The sequence below is a fragment of the Sphingomonas horti genome, from assembly GCF_009753715.1.
Lineage (GTDB): Bacteria > Pseudomonadota > Alphaproteobacteria > Sphingomonadales > Sphingomonadaceae > Sphingomonas_B > Sphingomonas_B horti.
Window position 1 is genome coordinate 14,856 of the sequence record NZ_WQMS01000011.1, and the last position, 17,410, is coordinate 32,265.

The 17,410-nt window shown below is 65.8% G+C and carries 20 protein-coding genes; 13 read left to right on the forward strand and 7 right to left on the reverse strand.

Going from position 1 to position 17,410, the window contains the following annotated elements; translation table 11 throughout:
• Positions 1-712: 712 nt before the first annotated feature.
• Positions 713-1,246 carry a hypothetical protein gene (locus tag GON01_RS09320; protein WP_157027113.1) on the forward strand — a complete coding sequence of 178 codons (534 nt, stop codon included), beginning with the start codon at positions 713-715 and terminating at the stop codon, positions 1,244-1,246.
• Here the strand turns inward: GON01_RS09320 and GON01_RS09325 are convergent.
• From GON01_RS09325 to GON01_RS09340, 4 genes are read right to left on the reverse strand one after another with little or no spacing between them, the layout of a single operon-like run.
• Entirely contained in the window at positions 1,230-1,544 is a 315-nt protein-coding gene (locus GON01_RS09325) for a DMT family transporter (protein ID WP_157027114.1), read from the reverse strand. The genes GON01_RS09320 and GON01_RS09325 overlap by 17 nt on opposite strands.
• Positions 1,544-2,026, reverse strand: a complete 483-nt coding sequence (locus tag GON01_RS09330; protein WP_181600274.1) for a GNAT family N-acetyltransferase — start codon at positions 2,024-2,026, stop codon at positions 1,544-1,546. Before GON01_RS09330 ends, GON01_RS09325 begins: the two co-directional genes overlap by 1 nt.
• The gene (locus GON01_RS09335; protein WP_157027115.1) at positions 2,023-2,922 is read right to left on the reverse strand and encodes a DMT family transporter; all 900 of its coding nucleotides are present in this window, start codon (positions 2,920-2,922) and stop codon (positions 2,023-2,025) included. The genes GON01_RS09330 and GON01_RS09335 overlap by 4 nt, the downstream gene beginning before the upstream one ends.
• Positions 2,923-2,924: 2 nt before the next feature.
• Positions 2,925-4,172, reverse strand: a complete 1,248-nt coding sequence (locus GON01_RS09340) for an MBL fold metallo-hydrolase (RefSeq protein ID WP_157027116.1) — start codon at positions 4,170-4,172, stop codon at positions 2,925-2,927.
• A gap of 25 nt (positions 4,173-4,197) precedes the next feature.
• Here GON01_RS09340 and GON01_RS09345 point away from each other — a divergent pair, with 25 nt between their 5' ends.
• A complete protein-coding gene (locus GON01_RS09345; protein WP_157027117.1) occupies positions 4,198-5,331 on the forward strand; it encodes a serine hydrolase domain-containing protein in 1,134 nt (377 codons plus the stop codon).
• Between the two features lie 58 nt (positions 5,332-5,389).
• Positions 5,390-5,797 (forward strand): glycosyltransferase, encoded by a 408-nt coding sequence (locus GON01_RS09350; protein ID WP_157027118.1) that lies wholly within the window; start codon positions 5,390-5,392, stop codon positions 5,795-5,797.
• Positions 5,798-5,823: 26 nt separating this feature from the next.
• Here GON01_RS09350 and GON01_RS09355 read toward each other — a convergent pair whose 3' ends face one another.
• The gene (locus tag GON01_RS09355; protein WP_157027119.1) at positions 5,824-6,597 is read right to left on the reverse strand and encodes a hypothetical protein; all 774 of its coding nucleotides are present in this window, start codon (positions 6,595-6,597) and stop codon (positions 5,824-5,826) included.
• A gap of 74 nt (positions 6,598-6,671) precedes the next feature.
• Positions 6,672-6,899: a DUF6471 domain-containing protein gene (locus GON01_RS09360; protein ID WP_181600275.1), complete on the reverse strand. Its 228-nt coding sequence runs from the start codon at positions 6,897-6,899 to the stop codon at positions 6,672-6,674.
• Positions 6,900-7,006: 107 nt separating this feature from the next.
• Here GON01_RS09360 and GON01_RS09365 point away from each other — a divergent pair, with 107 nt between their 5' ends.
• Both GON01_RS09365 and GON01_RS09370 read left to right on the forward strand, forming a co-directional pair.
• A complete protein-coding gene (locus GON01_RS09365; RefSeq protein WP_157027120.1) occupies positions 7,007-7,963 on the forward strand; it encodes an IS1595 family transposase in 957 nt (318 codons plus the stop codon).
• A 115-nt stretch (positions 7,964-8,078) separates the two neighbouring features.
• Positions 8,079-8,732, forward strand: coding sequence for an NYN domain-containing protein (locus GON01_RS09370; protein ID WP_157027121.1), 654 nt, complete (start codon positions 8,079-8,081; stop codon positions 8,730-8,732).
• Here the strand turns inward: GON01_RS09370 and GON01_RS09375 are convergent.
• Positions 8,729-9,235: a hypothetical protein gene (locus tag GON01_RS09375; protein WP_157027122.1), complete on the reverse strand. Its 507-nt coding sequence runs from the start codon at positions 9,233-9,235 to the stop codon at positions 8,729-8,731. The two genes, GON01_RS09370 and GON01_RS09375, sit on opposite strands and share 4 nt — an antisense overlap.
• Positions 9,236-9,291: 56 nt before the next feature.
• On the opposite strand from GON01_RS09375, the gene GON01_RS09380 reads away from it, so the two are divergent.
• The 8 genes from GON01_RS09380 (at position 9,292) to GON01_RS09415 (ending at position 17,246) form a co-directional block, all read left to right on the forward strand.
• Entirely contained in the window at positions 9,292-10,281 is a 990-nt protein-coding gene (locus tag GON01_RS09380; RefSeq protein WP_309503909.1) for a glycosyltransferase family 2 protein, read from the forward strand.
• A complete protein-coding gene (locus GON01_RS09385) occupies positions 10,278-11,264 on the forward strand; it encodes a hypothetical protein (protein WP_157027124.1) in 987 nt (328 codons plus the stop codon). The genes GON01_RS09380 and GON01_RS09385 overlap by 4 nt, the downstream gene beginning before the upstream one ends.
• Positions 11,265-11,324: 60 nt before the next feature.
• Positions 11,325-12,239 (forward strand): sulfite exporter TauE/SafE family protein, encoded by a 915-nt coding sequence (locus GON01_RS09390; RefSeq protein ID WP_157027125.1) that lies wholly within the window; start codon positions 11,325-11,327, stop codon positions 12,237-12,239.
• Positions 12,236-12,994, forward strand: a complete 759-nt coding sequence (locus GON01_RS09395) for a TIGR02186 family protein (protein ID WP_181600277.1) — start codon at positions 12,236-12,238, stop codon at positions 12,992-12,994. The genes GON01_RS09390 and GON01_RS09395 overlap by 4 nt, the downstream gene beginning before the upstream one ends.
• Before the next feature lie 56 nt (positions 12,995-13,050).
• Positions 13,051-14,718 (forward strand): ATP-binding protein, encoded by a 1,668-nt coding sequence (locus tag GON01_RS09400; protein WP_157027126.1) that lies wholly within the window; start codon positions 13,051-13,053, stop codon positions 14,716-14,718.
• A 63-nt stretch (positions 14,719-14,781) separates the two neighbouring features.
• Entirely contained in the window at positions 14,782-15,234 is a 453-nt protein-coding gene (locus GON01_RS09405; RefSeq protein ID WP_157027127.1) for a low affinity iron permease family protein, read from the forward strand.
• Positions 15,224-15,601: a histidine triad nucleotide-binding protein gene (locus tag GON01_RS09410; RefSeq protein ID WP_157027128.1), complete on the forward strand. Its 378-nt coding sequence runs from the start codon at positions 15,224-15,226 to the stop codon at positions 15,599-15,601. The genes GON01_RS09405 and GON01_RS09410 overlap by 11 nt, the downstream gene beginning before the upstream one ends.
• Before the next feature lie 103 nt (positions 15,602-15,704).
• Positions 15,705-17,246 carry an amino acid permease gene (locus GON01_RS09415; protein WP_157027129.1) on the forward strand — a complete coding sequence of 514 codons (1,542 nt, stop codon included), beginning with the start codon at positions 15,705-15,707 and terminating at the stop codon, positions 17,244-17,246.
• Positions 17,247-17,410 lie beyond the last annotated feature (164 nt).

Below are 17,410 nucleotides of genomic sequence, written 5' to 3' on the forward strand. Positions count from 1 at the left end.
ATCAATTCCGATCGTCGCGCGCGCCGGCGGCAAACGTCAGCGCTTTTGCGAGCAGTGGCAATCGTTCGCACACTTGCAGTTCGTGCACTCGCAGGTCGGCGAGCAACGTGCCGGATTTTCAGTCTGATTGATCATGATCATGCTCCTCTATTGCTGAGGAGCGCGCAATAGCGCTGAGATTGACCCGCTGCTTGAATGCAGGGGCTAACCAGCGGGCTCGACGAAGCATCCGGCCCCGGCGAAAGCTTGGGCGCGCGCGGACGCACTTGCGGGCAGCCAACAGCTGCTTCAGCGATGTTCGGAATACGCCATTCGCGCAGGTGGGCCGGACCCGCGCCATCCGAGGTTGCCGATTGGGAATGACCGCTTTCAATCAGATCGGAGTATACCGCTGATGTCCGAGAGGGGCGCAGACCGGTCAGACCACTTCGCTAGCCGACGCTCTGCTCTGCTAAGTGGTTTTCCATCTTCTAACCCACTCATTTTGTTGGACCACGCAGCGGAGGTGTTAAGTGGTCTGGGCACGCAGCGCAGGCCCGAAATAGCCTGCCGCTATTTCGAACATGCACAAGCTCGGCCGGCCTCGCTTCAGCGAGACCGACGGCGTGGCTTCGCCACGCCGCTCACAGGCCCTGCAACGTCGTTGGTCGAAGCGCCGATTGCACGCCCCTCCTGCCCCACTACCGTGCGCCCGCACACCAGGGGGCAACGCATGCACACACGATCGGCGATCCTGAAGGGCGGCCTTGCGGCGGGCGCGCTCGACATCCTCTATGCCATCATCGTCTATGGGATGCCGCCGTTCGGCCTTGCGCCGCAGCAGGTGCTGCAGTCGGTCGCGGCAGGATGGATGGGGCGGACCGATTCGATGGCCGGCGGCTGGCCGACCGCGCTGCTGGGGCTCGCGACTCATTTCGCCATCGCGACCTGCATGGCGGCCGTGTTCGTGCTCGCAGCGCGGCGCTGGCGCGCTTTGGTTGCCCGGCCGGTCCTCTGGGGCCTTGTCTATGGCTTCGGCCTCTATGTCGTGATGAATTATGCGGTCGCGCCGCTTTCGGCCGCGCACCCGAGCGGGCATTTCCCCGCCAATGCCGGCGAGCTCGTTGCGCGCCTCTGCGACTCGTTCAGCGGGGTCAAGCCGAAGAACAACCTGCCGCTGCTCATCGGCACGCTGTTCACGCACATGGTGCTGGTCGGCCTGCCGATCGCGTTGATCGCCCAGCGGGAGCTCAGGCGACCAGCTTGAGGCCGGCGATGCAGGCGACGATCGCGAAGATTAGCAGGATTCTGAGCGGCGTCGCCGCCTCCCCGAAGAACCAGATGCCGACCAGCACAGTCCCGACCGCGCCGATGCCGCCCCATACCGCATAGGCTGTCCCCATCGGGATCGAGCGCGACGCGACCTCGAGCAACCCCATCGACAGGCTGACCGACACCAGGAAAGCGAGCGTCCAGGGCAGGTTTTTGAAGCCCTCGACGAAGCGCAGGCAGGTGGTGAAGCCGACTTCGAACAGGCCGCCCAGGATCAGCAGTGCCCAGGCCATCAGATCTCTCCCGCAAGCGCGTCGAGCGCGTCGCCGTGCAGCCGCCAAGGCTCCCACCCGGTCTGGCGTCCTGCGCCGAGCCGTTCGTAGAAGGCCATCGCGTCGACGTTCCAGTCGAGCACGGCCCAATCCATCCGGGCGCAGTCGCGCGCCTTGGTCTCCCTCGCAAGGCGCACCATCAGCGCGCGTGCGACCCCCCGGCCGCGCGCGGACTCGTCGACGAACAGGTCTTCGAGATAGAGGCTCGGCCTCCCCGTCCAGGTCGAATAGGTCAGGAACCAGAGCGCGAGGCCGACCACCCTGCCATCCAGCTCGGCAAGGAAGGCGAAAACCTGGGGTGTCGCACCGAACAGGGTTTCGGTCAGCATCGCCTCGGTCGTCTGCACCGCGTCGGGCGCGCGCTCATAGGCGGCAAGGCCTCTGACCAGGCGCAGCACTTCGGCCTCGTCGCCCGGTCGGGCCCAGCGGATCGTCAGCGTCACAGATTTGCCTCCAGCGCTAATTCCTTAGGGCCGCGCGGGGGGCGCACGGCGATGTAGCAGCCGAGAATGATCAGGGTGGTGCCGGCCAGCACCGCCGGGCGGATCGCCTCGCCGAACACCAGCCAGCCGAAGAACGCGCCCCAGCCGAAGCCGGTATATTCGACGACGAGCAGCGACTGCGCCTCCGCCCGGGCATAGGCCCAGGACAGGACCAGCAGCGAGAACAGGGCGAGCAGAGCGCTGAGGATGATCGGCGGCGCGTGCTCGATCGCGGGCACGCGCAGGAAGAATGGCGCGGCCAGCATCAGGAATAGACCGGTCGTCAGGTTCTGGAAGAAGCCGACCTCGACCGGCGAAGCGACCAGCGCCTGCTTGCGCATCAGCACCAGGTTAAACGCGTAGAGCACGGCCGAGCAGAGGATCGCGGTCGCGCCGGTCAGCGCGTCGGGACCGTAATGGCCGGTCGCGCGCGTCGCCAGCATCACGCTGACGCCGGCCAGGCCGAGCACCGAGCCGATGATCGCCTGCGGCCGGATCGTCTCGCCGAGGATCAGGCTGGCGAGGTAGAGCGCGATCAGCGGCGCGATGAACGACAGCGCGATCGCCTCGGCAAGCGGCACCATCGTGATGCCCCAGAACCACAGGATCGCCATCACGGAGACGATGCCGCCACGCAGGAAATGGAGCGTCAGCGTGCTGCGGGGCGGCAAGGGCAGGCGGCGGCCGAAGAACAGCGCGCCGCCGAGCAGCGAGCCGGCGATCGTGCGCCACAAGGTGGCGTTATAGGCGCCGATCGACAGCGACAGGCCCTTCATCACCGCGTCCATCGCCGTGTAGCTCGCAATGCCAAGGCACGCGGCAGCGAACGGAAGCGCGATGGACTTTGACGCCGACATGGTCAGCGGAGCGCTTGCACGGCTGGGGTGTCGAGGCAAGCCGGGTCGAGCGGGCGCGCAGCGGGCGGCGCGGCATAGGGCGCGATCTCGACGGGACGGCCGATCGTGACCGTATCGAACAGGCCGCCCGGATAGCCCCGGCAGCGCATCACCTCGCGCAGCAGCCTAGGCGGCGTGTCATAGGCTTCGTAGCTGAGGCGGAACGTGCCCCAGTGAATGCCGATCGCATGGGACGCGCCGAGGCGCTGGAACACGGTCGCAGCGTCGATCGGCCCGATATGGCTGCCGATGCCCATCTGCCCGGGCTCGAACCGAAACGCGCCGATCGGGATCAGCGCGAGGCGGATCGGGCCGTAGCGCGCGGCTTCCTCAGGCCATTTGCCGTCGCCCAGGCCGGTGTCGCCGGCGAAGAACAGATTACCGCCGCTCGGCAGCCGCACGACGAAGCTGGACCAGAGCGCGCGATTGCGATCGGTGAACCAGCGGCTGTCCCAATGATGGTTGCGGGTGACGATCACGGCCGGCATCCGTTCACGTTGTGCTTCGGTGTCGGCTGGTCCTTTGCCGATCGCTTGAAATTGACCCCAGTCTAAAGCTTCCACCCCAGGACACGCCGAGCAGTCCGTCACTCTTTGTGAGCTGGGAATCCCCGCCGATCGAATGATGGCGTCGTTACCCAGTGGCGTTACGATATATGGCTTGTCACGGTCCCACAGCCGCTTGAGCGTCGCCAAGTCGAGATGATCATAGTGATTGTGGCTGACGAGGACGAGGTCGATCTTCGGCAAATCCTCGAACCGCACGCCGGGCCGAGTCACGCGGCGCGGGCCGAAGCCGAACGGGCCGGCGGTGTCGCTCCACACCGGATCGGTCAGGATATTGAGGCCGGCTGTCTGCACCAGCATTGTCGCATGGCCGACCCAGGTGACGAGCATGCGCTCGCCTTCGACGCGCGCCGGCGGACGGCTTGGCGTCACTGCCACTTGCTCGGGCCAAGCCGGGCGGTCGTCGCTGCCGGTCACGTATCGCAGCAGGAAACTGCCGCGGCTCCGGCCGGCCGGCGGGCGGAGCGTGTCGTCTCCGTCCGGATTGAAGAAGCGCTTCCCGTCGAAATGGCTGCTGACGGGCCCGCGATAATAGACACGGTCGAGGAACGGCGGGATCAGCACGATCGCGAGGCAGAGCGCCACGATCGCGAACAGCACGGCCGTTCCCAGCCATTTCATCAACCGACCGATTGCGCGCCCCATGCTCTGCCGCCATTCTCCGCCCGAAATGACCCGCATAAGGCTCCTGATCCTCGCCGCAACCGCTTTGCTGTCGGCCTGCGCCACCCTGCCGCGGCCGAGCCCGCCGAGCGTGGCGGTGCGGGTCGCGTTCGATCGCGATCGGATCACCGGCGTCGAGGCGCGCGGGGCAGGGGCCGACGATCCGGTGCGGATCGCCTCGATCTCCAAGCTGATCACGGCTTTGGGCGTGATGCGGCTGGTGGAAGCCGGCACGCTCGACCTCGACAGCGACGTGTCGCGCTGGCTGGGCTGGGCCCTGCGCAATCCGGCCTTCCCCGACCGGCCGATCACGCTGCGGCTGCTGCTGTCGCATACCTCGAGCCTGAAGGATGACGTCGACTACGCGATCCCGCTGGGAAAGACGCTGCGCGAAACGCTTGCCGATCCCAAGGCGTGGGACGCCGAGCATCCGCCCGGCAGCTTCTTCCGGTACGGGAACATCAACTTCCCCGTCGTCGCGTCGGTCATGGAAGCGGCGACCGGCGAGCGATTCGACCGGTTGATGGCGCGGCTGGTGTTTCAGCCGCTGACGATCGACGCCTGCTTCAATTGGACGACGTGCAGCGATGCCGCGGTCGCGCGCGCGGTCACCTTGCGCGACGAAAAAGGTGCGGTCACGCGCGACGACCTGAAGGACAAGCGGCCGGATTGCCCGGTGCTGTCGCCCGATCCGGCCTGCGACCTCTCGCATTATGTGCCGGGCAGCAACGGCGCGCTGTTCAGCCCGCAGGGAGGCGCGCGCATCTCGGCAGCCGGCCTGGCTCGAATCGGGCAGATGCTGCTGAAGGACGGCGAGGGATTCCTGTCGTCCGCTTCGGTCGCGCTGCTGATCGGCCCGGAATGGCGTTTCGACGGCACCAATGGCGACACGGAGAAGGGTTATTACTGCACCTATGGCCTTGCCGTGCACAGCCTGGCGACGCCCAGCTGCAAGGACGACCCGTTCGGCGACGGGGCGCGGCGGATCGGCCATTCGGGCGAGGCCTATGGCCTTCGCTCCGACCTCTGGGTCGACCGGGCAAGCGGGCGCGGCGTTGCCTATTTCGTGACGGCCGTGCCCGCCGATGCGCCCAAGGGCCGGTCTGCCTTCACCGCGGCCGAAGAGGCGCTCGCCCGCTAAGGGGTTGCTTCGCGGGCCGAAGTTCGTGAAGACCCCGTAACGAACGGGGGGAATCGGCATGGGGACTGCCGAGTGGGCGATCTGGGGGATCGCGCAGGCAACGCGTGAGCTGGCGCTGTTCGCGGCGGTGGGCATTGCGATCGGCGGGATCGACGATCTGGCCGTCGACCTGATCTGGATCGCGCGGACACTGTGGCGGCGAATCGCCGTCTACACCCGATATGAACGCGCGGATGCCGAGCAGATATCGGGTCGCGGCACCGTGGCCATATTCGTGCCGGCGTGGCGCGAAGCCGCGGTGATCGGCGCGATGCTGGAGACCGCGCTCCAGCGTTGGCGCGATGCCGATTGCCGTGTCTATGTCGGATGCTACTCCAACGACCCGGACACGCGCGCCGTTGTCGAAGCCGTGGCTGCCCATTCTCGCAAGGTCCGGCTCGTGCTCAATCCAAGCGGTATTATGTAGCAAATGCACCAATGCGTAGGCGTATATCACGCCTCTCGAGGGTGAGTATCATCATCTGCGGTGCCATCGGAATCCTCGGGTCCGCGAGCCCGGAGAAGGCTAGCGACGTGCATGGCTTTCGTCAGTTCAGTGAACTCGCTGCGGTCCCAATCCTTGGTAAGATCGGCGAACCGGTCCTCAATGCCATCGATGCGCTCAAAAACGTCGGCGTAGGACACCTTCGCTATGACAATGATGCCGGCCCATTCGTGCACAGTTGGGTGCAGGAAATAGCAATTGGCCAGTTCAGTCGAGCTCTGAGCCGGAATGTGATGGTCATGTTCAGGGAGGACGCGATGCGCCACCCCGTCCCCATCAACGATCTTAAGCATGACCTGAGCTGCCAAAGCGGGCGATTGGCCGCTATTCTGCACGATGGTTCGAAAAACGACCCCACCGTCAGTCCATCGCGCTCCCAAGGAACTGATCGACAGATAGGCCTTGGTCTGCGCTTCGCCGATGCGCCGCGCCTCTTCTATGGCTTGTTCGGCCGCGCTTGCCCCGCGCCTCGTCTCGATAGCGGCGTCCCGAGCGAACTTGGCGGCGGCGAAGGCGGCGGCAAGGGTAAGCCCGCCTATCAAGGTGCCGATAATGGCGAGGTAGAAAGTGCGCTCCGTCCACAGGGCGCTGTCAGCCGCAGCATCCGCAGCCTTCCATTGAGCGCAAAGATCGGAGCCACGGTTGTTTTCACCGGGCTTGCATGGCTGCTCCAGTGGCGAGGGATCGTTTTGTTTCTCCAGCGCCGTCGCAGCGCGGTTCACTGCATCGGATACGTCATGGCTAGCTTGCTGGTGTTCGGTCTCGGCTTTGTGCCCTGGTGGTGAAGCCGCAAGGATCAGCCATCCGACAGCCGCAATGAGGACGCTCCGATAGCCTCTAGGCATTGGATCAGAAACACCGCTGTGAATTTGCCCCGCGCCAGCTTGTTCCTGATATTCGGCTCAGAGTCCACGACTCCGACAGCCTTCAGTTTATCGACCAGCTGCGCATAGGTGACGTTCCGGCGCTTCAGCTCCGCCTTCAGCAGGCCCTTCACCTTGGCTTCCCATTCCGTATCGGCCACGTTTGCACTCCGTTCGTCGCAAATGCCATCATATCAGATGCATTCGTACTTGCGCAAGATGGCGTGATGCCACTATATCCGATGCATAAGCACTGGATACGATGGCAATGCAACACTTCCTCCTCTCTTCGCAAGCCCGCACCCTGAGCCTCAAGGGCGTGTTCCGCATGACGGACGATCAGGCCTATCAGATCTTTTGCGAGCTGCGCTGGCCCGAAACGGATGGCGAGGCGGTTTGCCCGCGCTGTGGCTGCTGCGAAACCTACAGCATCACGTCCCGGCGTCGCTTCAAGTGCGTCGGTTGCCACCACCAGTTCAGCGTCACATCGGGCACGATCTTCGCGAGCCGGAAGCTTTCGTTCGTCGATCTGCTGGCGGCTATCGCGATCTTCGTGAACGGCGCGAAGGGCGTTGCCGCGCTCCAGCTCTCCCGCGACCTGGACGTGCAATACAAGACGGCGTTCGTTCTCACGCACAAGCTGCGCGAGGCCATGCAGGCTGAGAACGCGAAGGCGGTTCTGGACGGCGTTGTCGAGGTCGATGGTGCCTATTTCGGCGGCTATGTGAAGCCGGCGAACTACAAGGAAGCGCGCCGCGATCGTCGCCTTCTGGCGAACCGTTCAGGCAAGCGTCAGTCGGTCGTCGTCGCTCGCGAGCGTGGTGGTGATATCGTGACCGTCACCGCCAAGAGCGAGGCGAAGGGCTCAAACATGATCCTCGCCCACATCGACGGCCGCGCGACCGTTCATGCCGATGAAGCGTCGCATTGGGATGATCTGCACGCGGCCTTTGAAACGCGCCGGATCAACCACAGCGTCTGCTATTCGGACGGTGCCGCCTGCACGAACATGGCGGAGAGCTATTTCAGCCGTCTCCGCCGCGCCGAGATCGGCACGCACCACCACATCGCGGGGCCGTATCTGAACGCCTATGCGAGCGAAATGGGCTGGCGCGAAGAACACCGCCGCGTGCCGAATGGTATGCAGGCTACTCTGGTCGGTGCAGCAGCGATGGACGCGCCAGTGTCGCGCAAATGGGCGGGATACTGGCAGCGCGCCGCCTAAGAAGCTAAGCCGCTGAAATAGGTAGGGGGGCCAACCCGAAGGTTAGTCCCCCCTTTCCGCCGAGCAAGCCCGACGGGTAGATACTGTAGGGCCTATATAGGAAGGGGTTGACAAAGTGTCAACAGACGAACCGCCTAAAAAGGTGTGCGTCTACATCGACGGATTCAATCTCTATCATGCCGTCGCGGAGATGAACGATCCACGCCTCAAGTGGCTCAACTTCCGATCCCTCGCCGAATCGTTCCTCAAGCCCAAAGAAATACTAGAGGACGTTTATTTCTTCACAGCAGTATTAACTTGGGATCGAGAGAAACAGAAAAGACACCGGAACTTTATGGCGGCTCAGGAAGCGGTCGGGGTGACCATTGTCGAGTCAAACTTTCGCAAGACGCCTAAGTTTTGCCACGTGATGAACCAGCACTGTAAAAGATTCGAAGAGAAGCAAACTGATGTTGCAATCGCGACGACTCTAATGGCGGACGCCATTCGCCGCCGCGTGAATCGTGCGATTCTTGTCACCGCAGACAGCGACCAAGTTCCGTTAGTAAAGTGGCTTCACCAACTCTTTCCAGAAATTCACGTGACTCTATCTGCCCCGCCTGGACGCGGCCAGATGGCACGAGAGCTTGGAAATGTTGTGGACGATAGAGTCCCACTCAAGCCAGGAAGACTCTATGCGCACCAACTTCCCCGGACTGTTCTTAAGAACGGCGCCACGGTCGCCAGAATGCCGGCGCTTTATCAGCAGCAGATTGACGGCGGGGCTTAACCCGTCACCACCCGCGCTTCCTCATGCGTGACGCGCCCCTTCTGAACTAACCACCAACGCTGCATCGCCCCTGGCTTCCCGCTCGGCGCGTCCCGTTCGTTCGCGACGAAGCCCTTTGACCGCAGCTTGCGGAGCGAGTTGCCGACGCGGTGCGTGATCTTCGTGAGCAGGATCGCGTCAGCCACGTTCAGCCGCCGCGCGTCCATAACCGCAACCGCCAGCTCCCGCGTGTTCAGCGGCTTCCCGGCCTTGCGCATGTAGTCGATCAGGAAGCGCGCCAACTCGCCCCGGAACGCGACGTGCGGCGGCGGGACGCGGCGCACCGGTAGCGCCTCAAAGTCTATGTCTGGCTTGAAGATGCGGATGGCCTGGTCGAGCACGTCGAGGCTGGACATCATATCCGACAGCCGATCCCGAGCGCCGTTGATGTCCGCGACCAGCTCCGCGCGCTTGCGAATGAGGCCGGATAGGGTGAGCGTATAGCCTGAGTCCTGCATACGCATGTTTTAGCCATCGCGCACGATTACATCTATCATCCGCGTGGTGCATTTGCTACATAATACCGAATCCAAGGCCCGGGCCGACGACCAAGGCGGACAATCTGAACGCGATGTGGCGCGCGCTGCTGGCGGATGGCACCCCGGTCGCGGCGATCGCGCTGCACGATGCGGAGGACGTCGTGCATCCCGCCGAGATCGGCATCTTCGCCGCGCTGTGCGGGCGGTTTGACCTGGTGCAGCTGCCCGTGCTGCCGCTGATCGAGCGGGAGCGCGGCTGGTGGGCGCGCGCCGTCTCCAGCACCTATGCCGACGAATTCGCGGAGAGCCATGGCAAGCAGCTGACCGTCCGTGAGGCGATCGGCGCCGGCGTACCGTCGGCGGGGGTCGGGTGCGCTTTCTCGCGTGCCGTGCTGGAGCGGGTCGCCGCGCGCCACGGCACACCGTTCGACGCGGGCAGCGTCACCGAGGATTACGAGCTCGGGCTTCGGATCCGCGAGCTGGGCGGGCGCGGCGTTTTCGTGCGGCTGCCCGGCCGGGCCGGCGGCGCGGCGGTGGCGGTGCGCGCCCATTTTCCGGACACGATCGCCGCTGCCGTCCGACAGAAGGCACGCTGGCAAGCCGGAATCGCGCTCTCCGGCTGGACTCGGCTCGGCTGGCGCGGAAGCTGGACCGAGCATTGGATGCGCTTTCGCGATCGCCGGGCGATTCTCGCCGCGCTGGTGCTGCTCTGCGCTTATCTGTCGGGCGCGAGTTGGACAGTGCTGAGCTGGACCGGCGCCGCGCCGGCCTTCAATGCCGTCGAAGCCGGCCTGTTCGCGGTCTGCGCGGCATTGATGCTCTGGCGGCTGCTGGTTCGGGCCGCCTTCGTCACGCATGCCTATGGCTGGGTCGAGGGGCTGCGTTCGATCCCGCGCGTGCTGCTCGGCAACTTCATCGCGATGGCCTCGGCGCGGCGCGCGCTCCAGTCCTATCTGCGGCTGGCGCGCGGTGCGCCGCTGGTCTGGGACAAGACGGAGCACAGCTTTCCGAAGGCGATTCCGGCGGAATGAGGGTCGGGCCGGTCGCGTTCCTGTTCATCGTTGCCGCCGGCTGGGCGGGCCTGAGGGCGGTGATGCTGTGGCCGGAAAGCGATTATGTACAGGCATCGCCGCGCCGCATCGCGTGGCAGCCTGCCCTTACCGCGCCTTCGCCGGCCGGCGGGTCGGCGAGAGCCATGGCGGGAGCCGTGTCCCTTCCGATCGCTGTCGCCCGAACCGACCGGCCCACTCGTTCAACTTCCGGAACCCCCGCGGACCCGACGGCGCCATTGCCGGACAGGAGCGAGGCGGCGACGGCCTCGGCGGCCGTACCGCGCCGCTTCATCGCCCCGAGCTTTCCGCCCGGGCCCACGGCCGCGCGTGACCGGGAACGTCTCGGCCTGACGGTATGGACGATCGTGCGCGGGGAGGCGGGACCGGGCCTCGCCTCGGCGGGTCAGCTCGGCGGCAGCCAGGCAGGCGTCCGGGCCCGCTATGACCTTGGATCCGGCTTCGCGGCCGCAGTGCGACTGTCGGGTCCGCTTCGCTCGCGGCTCGGCAATGAAGCGGCGGTCGCGCTCGATTGGCGGCCGGCGCGCCGGATTCCGGTGACCGTCTCGATCGAGCGCCGAGCCGGGCTCGATGGCGGCGGGCGCGACGCCTTTGCCGCCGGAGTTTTCGGCGGCGGCGCGGTAGCGCTGCCCCTCCAGGTTCGCCTGGACGGCTATGCCCAGGCCGGACTGGTCGGCACGAAGCGGCGCGACGCCTATGTCGACGCCGCATTCCGCGCCGAGCGGACGCTCGCCGGGTCGGCACGGTTCCGGCTGGCTGCCGGCGCGGGAGCCTGGGGCGGCGCACAGCCGGGCGTTTCGCGGCTCGACCTGGGCCCGCAGCTCGTCGCGCACGCCCCGGTGCGAAACGGCAGCCTGCGCCTTGCCGCGGAATGGCGCTTCAGGGTCGCCGGCCGGGCGCAGCCGGGCTCGGGCCCGGCGCTTTCGATCGGCGCCGACTTCTGAACGCGCTTTCGCTTCGTCCTTTCGCCCGATAGGACCGTCGCGGCCGATAACGGGAAGCGCATGGACCTTTACCTGCCGATCGCGAACCTGTCCGTGAATGCGCTCGTGATCGTTGCGCTGGGTCTTGGCGTGGGCGTGCTTTCCGGCCTGTTCGGCGTCGGCGGCGGGTTCCTGACCACGCCCCTGCTGATCTTTTACGGCATCCCTCCGACCGTCGCGGCCGCTTCGGCCGCAAGCCAGGTGACGGGCGCAAGCGTTTCCGGCGTGTTCGCGCATTTCCGCCGCGGCGGTGTCGACGTGCAGATGGGGTGGGTGTTGGTGGGGGGCGGCATGATCGGCTCGCTGCTCGGCGCGTTCCTGTTCCGGCTGCTGCAGACCACCGGCCAGATCGATACCGTCATCAACCTGCTCTATGTCCTGCTGCTGGGCGGGATCGGCGGGCTGATGATGCGCGATGCGATCCGCACCCTGCGCCACACGCGGCGCGAAGGCGGCGCGCCGGCGGCAAAGCGCCGCCATCACCCGATGATCGCCGCCCTTCCCCTGCGCTGGCGCTTCTACGCATCGGGGCTCTACATCTCGCCGCTCGCGCCGCTGCTGCTGGGGATCGGGACGGGCGTGCTGACGGTGCTGCTGGGCGTCGGCGGCGGCTTCATCATGGTCCCGGCGATGATCTACCTGCTCGGCATGGGCACGCGCGTCGTGGTCGGCACCTCGCTGTTCCAGATCCTGTTCGTGACTGCGGCGACGACTCTGATCCATTCGATCACCACGCACGCCGTCGATATCGTACTGGCGGCGCTGTTGCTGGTCGGCTCGGTGATCGGCGCCCAATTGGGTGCGATCCTCGCCCAGCGCGTGAAGCCCGATTTCCTGCGCGTGCTGCTGGCCGCGCTGGTGCTGGTGGTAGCGATCCGCATGGCGATCGGCCTGGGCTGGCGGCCGGACGAAATCTACACGGTGCAGGCCTCGTGAGGCGCGCGGCCGCTCTCCTCGCACTGCTGGCGCCGGTACTGATCGGCGCGACCAAGCCGCTGCTGGTGCCCGACGTGTCGCAGCGCAGCATCCAGATCGTCTATAGCTTCACCGGGGCCGAGCTGTTGCTGTTCGGCGCGATCGTCTATCCCGGCGGGCGCGCGCCCGACCGCCCGGCCGATATCGCCGTCGTCGTCAAGGGCCCGGTCGAGCCAATTCGAGTGCGCGAGAAGCAGAAGGTCGCCGGCATCTGGGTGAATGCGGACAGCGCCAGCTTCCGTTCGGCGCCGGCCTTCTACGCCGTCGCGACCTCCCGCCCGCTCGGCCAGCTTGTCGACGAACGCACCGCCGCCATTTACGAGCTCGGCATCCGCAACCTCCAGCTGTCGCCGGCCGATGCCGACACGCCGGACAAGGCGAACCGCTTCGAGAACGGCCTGGTCGACCTTCGCCAGCGCCGCGACCTGTATGTCGAGCAGCCGGGCGCTGTGCGCATCACCGATGGCGTGCTCTACCGCGCTCGCATCCGCATCCCGGCGCGCGTGCCGGTCGGGACATATACGGCGGAGACGTTCCTGATCCAGGACGGGCGCGTGATCGCTGCCGCCGTCCGCGACATCAACATCCAGAAATCCGGGTTCGAGGAATATATCGCCCGCGCCGCCGCCGAGCACGGCTTTATCTACGGCGTGCTGGCCGTCGCCTTGTCGGTCGGGCTCGGCTGGGCTGCGGGCGCATTGTTCCGCCGGTTCTGACTTTCTTTACCGGCAAGGCCGTACATCCCGCCGGCATTCTTGCCCGAGGATTGTTCATGGACCTGACGCCCAGCCCCGCCCCATTCCAGGATGACGGCCGCGCCGACTCCACAGGTCACGCCATTGCAGCAAGCGCCCCGATCGGAACGGTGTTCGAGATCGCCGGATCCAATTCGCAGATCCTGCTCGACAAGGCGGTTATCGACCGGCTCTCGCAACACGCGGATCCGAGCGTTGCTGCGGCCGGCCAGGTCGGCGGCCAGGTCAAGATCCGGGTTGGCGCCGTGTGGCTGGTGGCCAGCGTGCGCGCGCTGCGGCTCGATCCAACCGGCGGCACGATCATGGCCCAGATCGACTTTCTCGGCGAAGGCGACGAGGAAAGGCTGACCGGGCGGTTGTACAAGTTCCGGCGCGGCGTGACCCGCTACCCCGTCCCGGGAGCGGAAGTGCACCCGGTCAGCAGCCTGGACATGAAGGAGATGTATGCAGCGGCGGACCGTCCGCACATCGAGGTCGGAACGGTCTTTCCGACCCGCGACGTCCGCGGCGCCCTGTTCGTCGACGCGCTGCTGGGCAAGCATTTCGCGCTGCTCGGCTCCACCGGCACCGGCAAGTCCACCTCGGCGGCGCTGATCCTGCACCGTATCTGCGAGATGGCGCCCGAAGGCCATGTCCTGATGATCGACCCGCACGGCGAATATTCGGTCGCGTTCGAGAGCAACGGCGCGATCTATGACGTCAGCAACCTGGCGATGCCGTACTGGCTGATGAACTTCGAGGAACATTGCGAGGTGTTCCTCACCTCGTCGGGTTCCAACCGGCAGCTCGACGCGGACATCCTCGCCAAGTGCCTGCTTGCGGCCAAGGCAAAGAACCGTGCGGCCGAAGGCATCGCCAAGCTGACCGTCGATTCGCCGATTCCCTATCTGCTGAGCGACCTCACCAACCTGATCCAGCTGGAGATGGGCAAGCTCGACAAGGCGGGGGACAGCACGCCCTATCTGCGCCTCAAGACCAAGATCGACGAGATCAAGGCCGATCCGCGCTACGGGTTCATGTTCTCCGGCATGCTGGTCGCCGACACCATGGCCGAATTCATCGCCCGCGTGTTCCGGCTGCCGGGCAACGGCAAGCCGATCTCGATCATCGACGTGTCGGGCGTGCCGTCGGAAATCACGTCGGTCGTGGTCTCGGTGCTGAGCCGGATGGTGTTCGACCATGCGATCTGGTCGCGCGGCGAGCAGCAGCGGCCGGTGCTGCTGGTGTGCGAGGAAGCGCATCGCTACGTGCCGAACGAGCGGAATGCCGACGGGTCGTCGGTGGGCCGCATCCTGAGCCGCATCGCCAAGGAAGGCCGCAAGTACGGCGTGTCGCTGGGGCTGATCACGCAGCGTCCGTCGGACCTGGCGGAGGGCGTCCTGTCGCAGTGCGGCACGATCATCGCGATGCGCCTCAACAACGAACGCGACCAGGCGTTCGTGAAGGCGGCGATGCCGGAAGGCTCGCGCGGCTTCCTCGATGCGATCCCGGCGCTCCGCAACCGCGAGGCGATCGTCTGCGGCGAAGGCGTAGCGATCCCGATCCGCGTCGCGCTCGACACGCTGGAGGAGCACAAGCGGCCCGCGTCCGGCGACCCGCTCTTCTCCGAGCTGTGGAAGCGCACCGGCGGAGAGGAAGACAGCCTGGCGCGGACGATCAAGCGCTGGCGCAGCCAGGGGCGCTGATCGGCGGCACCCTTTCGCGCGACGTGCGTTGCACAGGCGTTACGACCATTCGGATGCCTGCAGATGGACAGAATCTTCACGCATATCGCGACGCGCATCGCCAACGCATCGGGGCAGCCGATCACGTTCATCGTCGCGTTGCTGCTGATCGTGATCTGGGCAGCGACCGGGCCGGCATTCCATTATTCCGACACGTGGCAGCTGATCGTCAACACGTCGACGACGATCGTCACCTTCCTGATGGTGTTCCTGATCCAGAATAGCCAGAACCGCGATGCATCGGCGATGCAGGCGAAGCTCGACGAGCTGATCCGTTCGGTCGACAAGGCGCGCGAGCAATTCATCGGCATCGAGCATCTGACCGACCTGGAAATCTGCGAGATTCGCGACGCGCTGGAAAAGGAAGTCGCCGAAGCCGAGGACAAGCAGCGGACCGCGGACGACACGGTGGACCGGCTGCTGAAACGCCATTACCGCATCCGGCGCAGGGAGATGAGGAAGGCCAATGCCGGTTGACGCCACCGCCGCCTATGACCCGGACAATATCTTCGCGCGCATCCTCCGCGGCGAAATCCCCTGCCGGAAAGTCTATGAGGACGAGCACGCGCTCGCCTTTCACGACATCAATCCGCAGGCGCCGCACCACATTCTGGTGATCCCCAAGGGAGCCTATGTCTCATGGGACGACTTCTCCGCGCGCGCGGGCGATGCGGAGATCGCCGGCTTCGTGCGCGCGGTCGGCCATGTCGCGCGCGAGGCGGGGCTGGTCGCGCCCGGCTACCGGCTGCTGGCCAATTCCGGCCCGGACAGCCACCAGGAAGTGCCGCACCTGCACGTCCACATCTTCGGCGGACGCCCGCTTGGGCCGATGCTCGCGCGCTGAACGGCCTTCAGCGCGGATAAATCTTGCGCGTGCTTAAATAGCCTCTAGGTTCCGCCGCCACAAACGCGCGCTTGTTCGGCGCGCGACTAGGGGATCGTAAGGCATGCTATTCGGGCGCACCAAGCCACTCGACGCCATTCTTGCCACTGCCGAGAAGAAGGGTCTGCACCGCACGCTGGGCGCGTTCCAGCTAACCCTGCTCGGCATCGGCGCCGTCATCGGGACCGGCATCTTCGTCTTGACCGCCGAAGCCGCGCAAAAGGCCGGGCCGGCAATGATGATCAGCTTCGTGATCGCGGGCGCGGTCTGTGCCGTCGCCGCGCTCTGCTACTCGGAGCTCGCCTCGATGGTGCCGGTCGCGGGCTCCGCCTACACCTACACCTATGCGGTGATGGGCGAGCTGCTCGCCTGGATGGTCGGCTGGGCGCTGATCCTCGAATATGCGGTGGGCGCCAGCGCCGTCGCCGTCGGCTGGTCCGGCTATTTCGTCGGTCTCATGAAGAGCTGGGGGGTCGAGGTCCCGCTGGCACTCGCGGCGGGTCCGGACAGCGGCGGCATCATCAACCTCCCCGCGGTCGTGATCTCGCTGCTGATCACCGGCCTGCTGATCCTTGGCACCCAGGAGAGCGCGCGCTTCACCGCCCTGCTTGTGCTGGTGAAGGTGGTCGCACTGACGGTCTTCGTTGTCCTGACGCTACCGGTGCTGAACGGCGCGCATTTCGAGCCCTTCATCCCGAACGGCTGGGGCACCTACGGCGTGGTCGGCGCGGCTGCGTCGATCTTCTTCGCTTATGTCGGCTTCGACGCAGTCTCGACCGCAGCCGAGGAGACGGTCAATCCGCAGCGCAACGTGCCGATCGGCCTGATCGGATCGCTGCTGTTCTGCACCGTCTTCTATCTGCTCGTCGCGGCCGGCGCGATCGGCTCGCCGCTCGGCGCGCAGCCGCTGCGCGACGCTGCCGGGGCCGTGCTCGCGCCGGGAACCAGCGAACTGACGGCAAAGTGCCAGTCGGTGATCGCCTCGGGCATGGCCGAGCCGCTCGTCTGCTCGAAGGAAGCGCTTGCCCACGTATTGCGCTCGATCGGCTATGAACGGATGGGCGACCTGATGGGCATTGCCGCGTTCATCGCCCTGCCCTCGGTCGTGCTGATGATGATGTTCGGCCAGACGCGCATCTTCTTCGTGATGGCCCGCGACGGACTGCTGCCGGCCAAGCTCGCCAGCGTCCATCCGAGGTTCAAGACGCCGCACGTCGTGACTGCCTTCACCGGTATCGTCGTCACCCTGGCGGCGGCGTTCCTGCCGGTGGGCAAGCTTGCCGACTATTCGAACTCGGGCACGCTGTTCGCGTTTGCGATGGTGGCGCTGGCGGTGCTGGTGCTGCGCCGCAAGGATCCCGCGCGTCACCGTCCGTTCCGGACGCCGGCCGTGAACATCATCGCGCCGCTGGCGATCATCGGCTGCATCGGGCTCTACCTGAACCTGCCGATGCTGGCCAAGATGGTGCTGATCGTGTGGGGCGCCGTCGGCCTGCTGATCTACTTCGCCTACAGCCGCAGCCGCAGCCATGTAGGCCGCGGCATCGTCGAGGTGGATACCGATCCGAACCTGCAGCCCGAACTGGCGGAAAAGCCGGCCGAGTGATCTCTCGGGAAACACCCGTTCGCTTCGAGCGAAGTCGAGAAACGTATCTCGACTTCGCTCGATACGATCGGACTTGCTGGTCTAGAGCGTTTTCGAGGTGATTTGAATCGCGGGGGATTCACACGGGCGTGTTTTTCTGATTCAGCATGACTGCTGGGCAGGAG